Here is an 11,882-nt window from a genome sequence, read left to right as displayed (position 1 = left end):
TTAATATTTGAAAGGCTTACCATCTACCATTACTTCTTGCTTCAATTCATCAAATACTGCTTTTTTACCCGTTCTTGCCGCCGCATTGGTCATAATATTGGCGATGGAGTGGTAGTAACCAGCTTCAACAGGGGCATTAGTCTGTTGTCTGCTGCGCACACATTCCATCCAGTTTCGCATGTGGGCAGAAGTCAGCTTATCACCCCCGGTATTGGCAGAAGCCGCCACTTTCTCTACCATATCCGTCAGTTTCAATTCTGGTAACAAATTAGGCTGCATGTTCATGGCACTCGCTGCGCCAGCTTTTAAACCGCCTCTTGGGGAAACAGAATTGGTGTTCAGGTTGAGCTCCCCACCATTTGAATAATAGATTTCTGCCGGATTTTCATCACCGTTGTGCATGCGGGATGTGAACACCACCTGAAATCCTTTTTCCTGATTGTTTTCCGGACCATAGTCAAATACTGCGGTGGTAGTGTCCCAGTTCCTGCGGCCGTCCTTCCATTGGTAGATGCCTCCATTGGCCACCACACTTCTAGGGTGTTTTAAGCCCGTAAACCAGTGAACTGTATCAATCTGGTGTGACATCCACTGCCCAGGCATTCCAGAAGAATAAGGCCAGAACAATCGGTACTCCAGGTATTTTCTAGGATCCCATGCTTCAAAAGGGCGGTTGATCAGAAAGCGTTTCCAATCGGTATCTTCCTGTTTGAGTTTAGCGACCAGTTCAGGCCTGCGCCATCTTCCAGGTTGATTTACATTCCAGCTCAGCTCTACCATGGTGATGTCGCCGAACTTGCCATCCTGAATAAACTTTGAAGCCGCCTTATAATTTCCGCCACTTCTCCTTTGAGAACCAATCTGAACAATCTGCTGTGATCCCTTTACAGCTTTTAAAGCTGCTCTGGCATCCTCCATTGTTTCTGCGAAAGGTTTCTCGCAATACACATCGCATTTTGCTTTAATGGCCTCTATCGTATGTACAGCATGTTGGAAATCGGCTGTACTTACAATTACGGCATCAATATCTTTTAAATTGTATAATTCTTCATTATTGCGACAAGCGGTAATGTCATGACCTAATTTTGATTTTAATAGATCCTGACCTAAACCTCGCCGGTGATTCCATAAATCTGACACCGCTGCAATGTCAAAATTGAGTTCTTTGTGATGATTTAGGAAACTTGGCAGGAGGGAGCCGGCAAAACGATCCGAGAATCCAACCACACCAACCCGTACACGGTCGTTGGCGCCAATAATATTTCCATAACTTTTTGCGGATAGACCCATTGTTCCCATATAGGTTCCTGCGGCAGCAATCGCCGATTGTTTAATGAATTTTCTTCTTGAAGATAACATAGGGAAGGGATTAAAGTGCTTTCAATTTAAGACTTCTAAAAAATACCTGATCGCCATGATCCTGCAACAGGATATGACCTTTGGCTGCCATTCCGAAATCCTTCCAGTTTTTATATTTACTGTCCGCCACCAAAGCAAGGAATGCTGCTGAACCTCTCGTATATTCCAGGATTTTATAGCCATTTAACCAATACTCGATCTTATTGTCTGGATAAACACGGATCAGACCTCTGTTCCAATCTCCGATTTTTCGCTGCGCATTTGGAATCTTTTTGCTGGTCATCAGGTCATACAAAGAACCCAAAGTACGATTCCCATCTTTTCCAAGTTTTGCATCCGGATGTCTAGCATCGTCCAGGATTTGATATTCTGGTCCAATTGCAGATCCTTTATTTCCTTCCGTTAAAGTCACAAAATATTTTACACCGCTGTTTGCACCTTCTGTAAGTTTAAAATCAAACTTAAGCTCAAAAGCACCATACTGTTTTTCAGTTACAATATCACCACCATTGGTAGACTCGGCACCATTCGATTTCTGTACACTCAGCTCGCCGTTATTGATCAACCAGCCACTCTCCGGGAAACCCGGTTTATAAGCACCTTTCCATCCTTTACTCGTTTTTCCATCCCATAACAACGAATATCCTTCTGCCTTTTCCTGTGCAGACAGATCGTTTGGCACCATATTCACTACAAAGATCTGGTCAGTTTTTGAAGGCTTTAGATTTTCCGTCTGAATGCGGATATTACGCCAGCGGATTTGTTTTCCAGGCACATCATTTTTTCCAATGGCATGAACCTGTAAAGCAATGAAGCCTGAAGGAGTCATCGCATCAACCACATTGGCTGCCGGAACCCCATTCACCCAGGTGCGAATAGAGTTTCCTATACATTCCACCCTATATTTATTCCATTGCTGATTTTTAAAGGCCATTTTTCCTTTTAGATTGATGTCCATTGGGTATAACCATCCTCTTCTGGACTCATCATAAATTCCTCCGCTGAATTTCCTGTCGGATGGGTCAATCTCCACCTGATAACCATGGACTCTGCCATTTAGGTAATCTGCTTTGCTTTCGCTTCGGATTTGTACACCAGAATTCATGGAATCATCTACTAACAGTTCAAGTTCCAAGATAAAATCACCATAATTCTTTTCGGTAGTCAGGAAAGAATTGGGCTGATCAGGTACAGTTGTACCTACGATCTCTCCATTTACAACCTCATATTTTGCTTGTCCATTGAGCTGTTTCCAGCCCTGGAGGTCTTTGCCATTAAATAAGCTTTGCCATTTTTGAGTCTGTGCCTGTAGTCCAACAGGGCTCCCTGCCCATAGCAAGGCAGCTAAAAGTAGTACGGGTTTGGTTTTCATTTGTGTGGTTCTTATTAGGTTTTAAAGAGTAGTTTATCGATGAAATTATTTTTGGTTAAAATTTTTGCTGAATGCGGATGCCTGATCGTTTAAAACATCTGCACCTGGTGTTTCATCGGAACTGACAAGTACACGATAGCGAAAAGTAATAGACTCACCAGGGGCTAGACTCAGGTTCAGGCTTTCCTTGCCATTGCTAAATACTTGCTGGCCCATGGGATTCGCAGCGAATAAACCATAGTCCCGCGCATGCCAATAGGTGGGATATCCTGGGTTTTTAGGATGATCAATAATGGCAATAGCAACTTTCTGCTGCTCTTTAACGCCTTCCAGCAGGCACCAATTGGCTCTTGTACCCCAGGCATCATTTCCCTTTTTTCCAGCACTGGTCAGGTAATTTCCATTTGCCCCATTGCCGGATGCTGAAACCTTGGTCCGGTTTCCATAGCTGTCAATGAATTCTGTAGTTTGATTCGAGGGCATCTCCAATTCTTTGGTGACCCGAACTGCAATCATGCCGTCCTTAACATCTTTAAATTTTACGGTGTCTTTAACTGCTGTAAGCGTAGTGATGCGGTCTATAGTCCGGGTATGATCTGTGCCGGAAAAAATAAAAGAAGTTTGTTCCTTTAGTAAAACCTGACGATCCTGTCTTTCCCAATTTGCAGTATAGCTCAACTCTCCCTTTTGAGGACCCGGTTTTAAAGCCGTAACTTTTACGCTTCTGATCCAGCCATATTTGTTTTTCTTTTCTTTTGGGATATTATAGGAATTGTTCCAAAAATCAAGGCCATTTACACTTTCATAGTTGAGCCATAATCCCACATGATGTGGATGATCTGTACGTTCCTGATCTCTGGTGTTTAGTGGAAAACCACGGGTCAAAGTAAGCCCACTGGCCGTATTAATTGGGTATAGGATAGGTTTTTCTAAACTATCAGGGTACATAAAACTGCTGAAGAACTTTCCATCCACCATTATATCTACCTGTTTTCCTTTCTTTTGCGGTTGGAAACTCACGCGTTTGGTCTGCGCATTTAATTGCAGGCTAAACCCACAAAAGGCAAGAATCAGATATTTATTCATACTTGGTTAGGTTTTTTATCCGGCTAAACTGTAAAACAGGGAAGTCGTGATAAGCTAATATACTTTTCTTCCTGCAAAACCGCTTTAAAGAAAGACTTAATCACATATAAAAATTACGAAAACGATGGAGTAGATAGAAAGTATTTCCCCAATTTGACTTATCATTGCAGTACGCCAATCTAGGAATGGGCAATACAGGTTATGAATAGGAAACATTTTCTCTCTTCCATGTTGACTGCAGGATTAACCATTCCTGTTCAGGCTGCTTTTGGATCCGGTGCTGAATTTCTAAATGATGCGGTAATACAGCCAGCTTACTTGAAAACAGGAGATACCATTGGCATCACCAGTCCGGCCGGATTTATAACCACTCCAGAAATTTTACCGGCTATTGCAATGATAGAAAGCTGGGGCTTTAAAGTGAAAATTGGGAAAACAATAGATAAAAGGGATTTTACGATGGGAGGGACAGATCAGGAGCGGGCTGCTGACCTTCAGGAAATGATGGACAATCCAGAAATTAAGGCCATTATGTGTGCGAGAGGGGGCTATGGCCTGGTTAGAATCATTGACCTGCTGAATTTTGATCGCTTTCGGCAAAAGCCAAAATGGATCATTGGCTTTAGTGATGTAACCGTTTTACACTGCCATTTAAACCGCCAGTACGGAGTAGCTTCCATACATTCAAAAATGTGTAACTCTTTCCCTACAGATCCAGCGCTGGCAGATGCTGTACAGCTGGAAACCATTTCATCGATCAGAAAAGTCCTTAAAGGTGAAAATCTCCAATATCAAGGTCCATTCCTGGAGATCAATAAACCCGGCAAGGCTTCCGCTGAGCTTGTTGGTGGAAACCTCAGCATCATTGAAACGATGGCCGGCACGAAATCGGACCTCCAGACTGCCGGTAAAATTCTATTTGTAGAAGATACAGGAGAATACCTATACCGACTGGACCGCATGTTCTGGAACCTCAAAAGAACCGGTAAATTAGATCAGCTGGCCGGTTTGATGATCGGAGGCTTCAAAGTAAAGCCCGATGATCCAAGGGAAGAATTCGGAAAGACGATCTACGACATCGTATTGGAGAAAGTAAAATCCTATGGATATCCAGTAGCTTTCGATTTTCCTGTAGGACATCAAAAAAACAATTTCGCCCTGAAATGCGGCGTAAAACATAGCCTGGAAGTAGGGCCTAATGGAAGCCGTCTGGCGGCTTTAAGTTAAGCTTTTGGCTTTTTCTTAAACCATGATTTTACTCTATTAAATAAAGAACTGACTTTTTCTTTTGGCTTCTCCGTATACTTATGGACAAGATATCCTGGGCTAAACTGATGGATATAAGTTTTTAAATCCCGTTTGATGGTTTCCTGGTATCGATCACCATCCAACAATAATTCGGCTTTCTTATTTTTAAGATCTTTTAGATTGTTAATGTCTTTGTAATTGTAGTTTTTTCCCATCGAATCCCTCTTTTTCTATCTATTTCCTTTTTAATTGTCCTGTTAAACATGCTCCACATGATCATTAAAGTCGTCCTTTTCAAAAGTATTCATCAAACGCTTTTTAATTTGATCCAGATGCTGGATTTGTTTTGCGCTGAAATCCTCAGTTTGATGTCCGCGATCTGCCGCAGCATTAGCATGGCCATTCAAATTTTCATTTTCCTCTTTAGGGGCTAATAATAAGCCCAGTGCAGCACCAGCTGCCAATCCTGCAAATATGCCTAGTAGTATTTTCGTGTCTTGATTCATGTCCTTATTTAAAGCTTCGTTGCTCCATTATAAACTATCAAAGAGTTGATTTGGTTTTAGATTTCCTAACTTTAGGCGATAATCACACATATAATAGAACACTTGAGCACCATCCCTTCCATAAAACTGTCCGAACTAACCCGCCAGATTCAACAGGCAATTGATGGTGTTTTTGGACAGCAGACTTTTTGGATCATCGCCGATATCACCAATTATACGTATAAGCCACAAAGCAATTACCACTATTTTGAGCTGGTAGAAAAAGACAAGAATGCAGCAAGGATCCTGGCAAAAGTTGCCGGAAGAGCCTGGGGGAATGCTTCGCTGAATATTACCAATTTTGAAAAAGCGACAGGGCAGAAATTCAAGAACGACATCAATGTATTGGTACAGGTATCTGTTCAATACAATCCCGCATTTGGATTACAGCTCAACCTGCTGGACATCGATACGAATTTCACACTCGGCTTATTCGAGCAGCAGCGTAAAGAAACACTCGAGCGCCTGCTTCGGGATAACCCCGGTTTCATCCAGAAAGCAGGAGACCGATACCTCACCCGAAACAACAGTTTAACGTTCAGGCCGGTCATCCAGCGGATTGCAGTGATCTCTTCTGATACTTCCGCAGGATTTCAGGACTTCAGACATAGTCTGGAGCACAATCCCTTCGGCTATAAATTTGAAATCGACGATTATTTTGCCTTGGTGCAGGGCGATGGCAATGCCAAACAATTCCTGGCTCAGATTATCGCCGTTTATGAATCTAAAAAACCTTACGACGCCTTAATTATCATTAGAGGTGGCGGTTCACAGACCGATTTCCTGCTGTACGACAATTACGAATTGAACCGTGCGATCGCTAAATTCCCGATACCAGTCATCACCGGAATCGGACATCAAAAAAATGAGACGATTGCTGATTTAATGGCCCACACTTCCACAAAGACGCCTACTAAAGCTGCAGAGTTCATCATCTCGCACAACCGCAATTTTGAAGACCGCTTAACTGATATTCAAAAGATGATCCTGATCAAGACTTATCAAATGATCAACCATCATAAAGACCGACTGGTGCAACTGAACCAATCCACCATTAACACCAGTCGCCAGCTCATACATGGACACCATAACCACATCCTGCAATTGTCTGGACTGATCCTGACCAACCCCAGGATCCTGATTTCAAATAAAAGAAAAGACCTGACCAACCTGAGTCAAAATATGCAATCCTATAGCAGGATGTATTTTTTGAACAAAACAGGCAACATTGCCCATTTCCAGTCTGTCATGAGAATCATGAGCCCGCAAAATATCCTGAACAAAGGTTTTGCAATCTTAAAGGTAAATGGGAAAATTACCAGTAATGCTGATCTGATCAGCGTAGGAGAGGAATTGACCATTCGATTGGCCGATTCAGAAATCAAAACAACAGTAAAATCAAAATCAGCATACGATGAAAACGAATTTAACTTATGAGTTAGCTTATAAAGAACTGGCAGAAATTGCACAGGAAATAGAAACTGAATCCGTTTCTGTGGATGTTTTAGCAGAAAAGGTGAAAAGAGCATCAGAACTCATTGAATTCTGCCAGAACAAGTTGCGTGCAACGGAGACAGAAGTAAATAAGATCATTAAACAAATGGAACAACAAAAATAGTATCTTAGTCACATTCGTAAACCATTTAAGTTTAAACAATATGTCTACACAAGGGAATTTTAACGCCGAACAAGAGGAAGAGTTTTTCAATAAGATTGACCAGGTTTATGATTTAACGGAGGCTTCAAACTTTGATGCCGCGGAACAATTGTTAATGGAGATCAATGGTTCTATTAGAGGACCTAAGGAAAACAGTAGTGTAGGAGGAGTAGTGCTCGACAGCATTTATTCTTTTTATGAGCAAACGGGAACTTTAGAAAAGGCCTTGCCTTTCTTCCTTGAAGAGACCGAGTACCTGAAAGAAAAGATGGCCCATGAAAAAATCCATTCCACACGTCATTTCCTGACTACCGGAGCAATTTACTATGCTTTAAAAGATCTGGACAATGCCAGAGCAAACTTTTTAATTGCTTATGAGAAAGATGGCAGTAAGATTTTTATTGATGAAAATTCTGACTACCTGAAGATCGCTTTAATGGATGATCCGGAATTCGTCGCTTTTAAGGAAACTTTCGTTCCTAATGAAGACGAAGAGCAATTGGAACTAACGGAAGAGGAAAATGAGCTGCTGGACAAGTACTGTGAAGAAGGAAACGCAGAGATGGACAAGGAAAACTATGCAGGCGCAATTGCTGCTTTTACCAAAGCATTAGAAGTATTGCCAGCACCAAAGGACGAATGGGAAGCTACGGCATGGATTTCAGCTTCTATTGGTGATGCTTACTTCTCTGAGCAGAAGTATAAAGAAGCATTAGACCATTTGCACCGTGCCTATCAGATTTACGGTGAAGAAGATCCGAATTCATTTGTATTGCTGCGTATGGGACAAAGTTACCTGGAGCTGAAGGAAGAAAAGCATGCTACAGATTACCTGCACCATGCTTATAGGTTAGAAGGTAAAGAGTTATTTGAAGATGATAAGAAATACCTTAAATTTTTAGCATCTAAAGTGGCACTTTAAATTCATGTACCACTGTATAAAACTATAACCAGTTATTATTTTTATACCAGCTGACGGTTTCTATTATTCCTTTTTCAAGGTTATAGATGGGTTCAAACCCCAAATCAGCTTTTAAATGGCCGATATTACATGCCCAGTTAATGGCAGTAAGCTCGGCCATTTTCTCTTTGTTTAAAGTTGGGGTGTTTTTGCTCCCCGCATAGAAAATATCCATCATATTCGCCATAAAAGCTACAACAGCAACCGGCAAATGAAATTTTAACGTTTTCTTGTTCAAGACTTTTTTTATCACCTCTGCCAAAGCATAGCGATCATATATATGGCCGTCAGAAACATTATAGCTTTTTCCAATCAGTGGAGAAGAAAGCGCCTTGACAATCACCGAGGCCAGGTCTTTTACATAAATGAAGCTCAGCTGCTGCTTAAAACTTCCAATATGTGGCTCTAAGCCCTTGTTAATCGTATTAAACAAGATGAACAGGTCTTTTTCCCTTGGTCCGTAGACTGCTGTTGGACGAATCACCAGCAAAGGGAGGTTGGAGATCTCCGACAAATACTGTTCTGCCAGTAGCTTGCTGGCACCATAATTAGTCACCGGCTGACCGGGAGAATGGTCTTGGATTTCGGCTGATAAGTCTGTTAAAGGACCTATTGCCGCCAAACTGCTCACAAATACAAACTTATGCAGGTCAATATTCGCAGTACTTGCTGCAATTGCCAGGTTTCTGGAAAATTCTGCATTCACTTTATTGTAAGCTTCCCGGGTCTTTGCTTTGGTAATTCCCGCAGCATGAATGATGTAGTGGTATTGCTGCGCTTCTAAAGCGATTTTAAGTCGATCTACGGAAGTATAATCCAAAGTAGTGTATTGGATGTCAAAATCTTTCAAATGAGATTTATCAGTACTCGGACGGACTGCTGCATGCACTTCCAGTCCGGCTCCTAATGCTTTTTCTATCAAATGATAGCCCACGAATCCTGTTGCACCGGTAATTAATACCTTTTTTATCATATTGATTTTTCGAAAATCCTGTATTTTCTGTAAAGCTTACCATTGATTTGCTCAATCGCACTGTTGACCATGGTGTTGTGCTCTAGGGTCCAGGAAGCTTCTGCATAGTCAAATTTCTTTTCCTGGAAGGTTTTAATGGTCAATCCGTAAAGACAAGCTTCGATGCCCATTTTACGGTAACCATCTAACACGCCTAAAGCCATGATCCGCAATCCTTTAATTTTGCGTTTGTACCATAACAATTTGAAAATACCAAATGGCAGTAAACGGCCTCTTTTGATTTTAATCAACGCCTGGTTAATGTCCGGAATAGATAAAGAAATTCCCACCATTTTACCTTCCTGTTCTGCAACATAGATAAAATCTGGATCTACAATCATTTTCAAATCCTTTGCCAGATAATGAAATTCCTTATCTGTGGCCGGAACGAAACCGGTATTGTGATCCCATGCCCCATTATATACCTCGCGTACTTTCACCACCTCATTCCAAAAATCGTTCATATTGATTTTTCTGATGATGATGTTATTGCGTTTCAAGCGCTCACGAATCGCTTCGGTCAGTTTTAACGAACGGTCATTATAATCACCGGCAATGAATTTATAAGCCCTTAAGTCTACCTTTTTTGCTAAACCCGTATTTTCCAGCAATTGCTGATAATAGGGGGCATTATAAGGCATCATGGCCACTGGAGGGCCATCAAAACCTTCAATTAACAAAGCACAAATGTCATTGGTAGAGAAATTAACCGGACCAATCATGCTGGTCATATTTCTTTCTTTAAGCCATTTCGCAGCGGCATCTACCAATAGCTGAGCAGTCTCCTGGTCATTTATGCAATCGAAAAAGCCAAAATGACCTTCGGTTGTTTTATTGATATTATTGTGGTTGTTATTTTGAATAGCGGCAATTCTTCCAACGATTGTATCCCCCTCATAAGCCAGAAAAAGCTGTAAAGTAGAATGCTCATGAAAAGGATGCTTACCTGGGGTAAGCATATCCTGTTGTGCGATAAAAAGTTCAGGAACATAGTTCGAGTCATTTTTATACAAGTCGTGCGGAAAATCAATAAAAGATGCCAGTTGTTTCTTGTCGTTTACAGCAACGATGTTTTTCATATAGCTACTTGAGATGGGGTGAGTTGCACTTCTTTAGCTGCAAGGGCGATTTTCTCTACCGCTTCTTCAATCTGAGCAAAAGTATGTGTCGCCATCAATGAGAACCTAATCAATGAAGCATCTGAAGGTACAGCAGGAGAAACTACAGGGTTCACAAAAATTCCGTTATTGCTTAGAATATTGGTGATCATGAAAGTTTTGTCGTTATCTCTGATGTATACCGGAATGATTGGACTATCGGTATGACCGATGTCAAATCCAGCTTCTAGTAATAGTTTTTTAGCATAGTTCGTATTTGCCCACAATTGGTCAATACGCTCAGGTTCGGCTTCAATAATATCTAAAGCTGCGATGACACTCGCTACTGCCGAAGGAGGCATACTTGCGCTGAACATCAGTGAACGTGCTCTGTGTTTCACATATTCAATCGTTTCTTCTGTACCGGCGATGAAACCACCAAGAGAAGCTAATGATTTACTGAAAGTACCCATAATCAGGTCTACCTGATCAGTTAAGCCGAAATGTGAAGCAGTTCCTGAACCATTAACACCAATTACACCTAAACTGTGTGCATCATCCATCATGATATTTGCACCAAATTCTTCGGCAATTTTAACGATTTCCGGTAATTTTACTAAGTCACCTTCCATACTGAAAATACCGTCAGCAACAATAAGTTTTGCGGCATCTTCTGGTAAGCGGCTTAATTTCTTACGAAGATCGTCCATGTCATTATGGGCGTATTTAATAGATCTTGAAAAAGAAAGACGGCTGCCATCAATGATAGAAGCGTGGTCATACTCATCCAAAATCAGGTAATCATTCCTGTCCAGCAGGCAAGAGATGACCCCAAGGTTTACCTGGAATCCAGTACTAAAAAGTACGGCAGCTTCCTTACCCACATAAGCAGCAAGTCGTCTTTCCAGTTCAATGTGAATATCTAATGTACCGTTCAGGAATCTTGAACCAGCACAGCCAGTTCCATATTTATCAATTGCAGCTTTTGAAGCTTCTTTAATTTTTGGGTGATTAGTTAGTCCCAGATAGGAGTTGGAGCCAAACATCAACACCTTTTTTCCATCAATAACCACTTCTGTATCTTGTCCTGATTCAATGGCTCGGAAATAAGGGTATAAGCCTCTTTCCTTGATTGCTGTAGCGTCTTTAAAAGCGGCTATCCTATCGTGTAATTTTTTGCGCATGCTAGTACTGTATGTTTAGATCACGGAGCTTTTTGTTGATGTTTGTCGGTTTGTTCGAAAAATCATTAGCTCTGTATTTAATAATTTCTCCCGTAAAGTCGTCTGTTCAATTTGACAAATTTGTCAAATAATGAAAAACTTCCCAAAGCTAAGATCATAAACACAGAAAACAAAACTTGAGGTCCTACAAGTTTGAATATATTACTTTTTAAAACAAAAATTACAATTTTCTTATAAATTATGTGATTTTGGGCCACGAATAAACTGTCTGCTGCTTTATGATTTGCAAGCAAGGATACAATATTGATACCAAAAAACAAAACTTAGTTAGGGCTAAACATCATAAAAACCTAATTTAAGC

12 protein-coding genes are annotated in these 11,882 nt (G+C 41.1%); 4 read left to right on the top strand and 8 right to left on the bottom strand.

Translation table 11 applies throughout. The features are described from left to right. Genes AQ505_RS14320 through AQ505_RS14310 form a run of 3 tightly spaced genes read right to left on the bottom strand, consistent with a single transcriptional unit; the run spans window position 1 to window position 3,817 of the window. Complete coding sequence (locus AQ505_RS14320; RefSeq protein WP_062548811.1) at window positions 1-1,359, bottom strand: Gfo/Idh/MocA family protein; 1,359 nt, start codon at window positions 1,357-1,359, stop codon at window positions 1-3. A gap of 10 nt (window positions 1,360-1,369) precedes the next feature. After that, entirely contained in the window at window positions 1,370-2,731 is a 1,362-nt protein-coding gene (locus AQ505_RS14315; RefSeq protein ID WP_062548810.1) for a 3-keto-disaccharide hydrolase, read from the bottom strand. A gap of 45 nt (window positions 2,732-2,776) precedes the next feature. Beyond that, on the bottom strand, window positions 2,777-3,817 hold the full coding sequence (locus AQ505_RS14310) for a PmoA family protein (RefSeq protein WP_062548809.1): 1,041 nt from the start codon (window positions 3,815-3,817) through the stop codon (window positions 2,777-2,779). A gap of 201 nt (window positions 3,818-4,018) precedes the next feature. Between AQ505_RS14310 and AQ505_RS14305 the strand changes: the two genes are divergently transcribed. Then, window positions 4,019-5,044, top strand: coding sequence for a S66 peptidase family protein (locus AQ505_RS14305; protein WP_062548808.1), 1,026 nt, complete (start codon window positions 4,019-4,021; stop codon window positions 5,042-5,044). On the opposite strand, the gene AQ505_RS14300 is transcribed toward AQ505_RS14305, so the two are convergent. Both AQ505_RS14300 and AQ505_RS14295 read right to left on the bottom strand, forming a co-directional pair. Then, complete coding sequence (locus AQ505_RS14300) at window positions 5,041-5,280, bottom strand: hypothetical protein (RefSeq protein WP_062548807.1); 240 nt, start codon at window positions 5,278-5,280, stop codon at window positions 5,041-5,043. The two genes, AQ505_RS14305 and AQ505_RS14300, sit on opposite strands and share 4 nt — an antisense overlap. A 42-nt stretch (window positions 5,281-5,322) precedes the next feature. Further along, on the bottom strand, window positions 5,323-5,571 hold the full coding sequence (locus tag AQ505_RS14295; protein ID WP_062548806.1) for a hypothetical protein: 249 nt from the start codon (window positions 5,569-5,571) through the stop codon (window positions 5,323-5,325). A 102-nt stretch (window positions 5,572-5,673) separates the two neighbouring features. On the opposite strand from AQ505_RS14295, the gene xseA reads away from it, so the two are divergent. From xseA to AQ505_RS14280, 3 genes are read left to right on the top strand one after another with little or no spacing between them, the layout of a single operon-like run. After that, the gene (gene xseA / locus AQ505_RS14290) at window positions 5,674-7,047 is read left to right on the top strand and encodes an exodeoxyribonuclease VII large subunit (RefSeq protein WP_231634876.1); all 1,374 of its coding nucleotides are present in this window, start codon (window positions 5,674-5,676) and stop codon (window positions 7,045-7,047) included. Then, window positions 7,025-7,228: an exodeoxyribonuclease VII small subunit gene (gene xseB / locus AQ505_RS14285; protein ID WP_062548805.1), complete on the top strand. Its 204-nt coding sequence runs from the start codon at window positions 7,025-7,027 to the stop codon at window positions 7,226-7,228. Before xseA ends, xseB begins: the two co-directional genes overlap by 23 nt. Before the next feature lie 40 nt (window positions 7,229-7,268). Continuing rightward, window positions 7,269-8,189, top strand: coding sequence for a tetratricopeptide repeat protein (locus AQ505_RS14280; RefSeq protein WP_062548804.1), 921 nt, complete (start codon window positions 7,269-7,271; stop codon window positions 8,187-8,189). A 22-nt stretch (window positions 8,190-8,211) separates the two neighbouring features. On the opposite strand, the gene AQ505_RS14275 is transcribed toward AQ505_RS14280, so the two are convergent. Genes AQ505_RS14275 through spt form a run of 3 tightly spaced genes read right to left on the bottom strand, consistent with a single transcriptional unit; the run spans window position 8,212 to window position 11,521 of the window. Further along, a complete protein-coding gene (locus AQ505_RS14275; RefSeq protein ID WP_062548803.1) occupies window positions 8,212-9,201 on the bottom strand; it encodes an NAD-dependent epimerase/dehydratase family protein in 990 nt (329 codons plus the stop codon). Beyond that, complete coding sequence (locus AQ505_RS14270; protein ID WP_062548802.1) at window positions 9,198-10,319, bottom strand: hypothetical protein; 1,122 nt, start codon at window positions 10,317-10,319, stop codon at window positions 9,198-9,200. The genes AQ505_RS14275 and AQ505_RS14270 overlap by 4 nt, the downstream gene beginning before the upstream one ends. After that, window positions 10,316-11,521: a serine palmitoyltransferase gene (gene spt, locus AQ505_RS14265; protein WP_062548801.1), complete on the bottom strand. Its 1,206-nt coding sequence runs from the start codon at window positions 11,519-11,521 to the stop codon at window positions 10,316-10,318. Before spt ends, AQ505_RS14270 begins: the two co-directional genes overlap by 4 nt. Window positions 11,522-11,882: the final 361 nt, after the last annotated feature.

Source organism: Pedobacter sp. PACM 27299 (genome assembly GCF_001412655.1).
GTDB lineage: Bacteria > Bacteroidota > Bacteroidia > Sphingobacteriales > Sphingobacteriaceae > Pedobacter.
The sequence above is the reverse complement of the archived record's forward strand: the minus strand, read 5'-3'. Positions and strand labels throughout refer to the sequence as shown.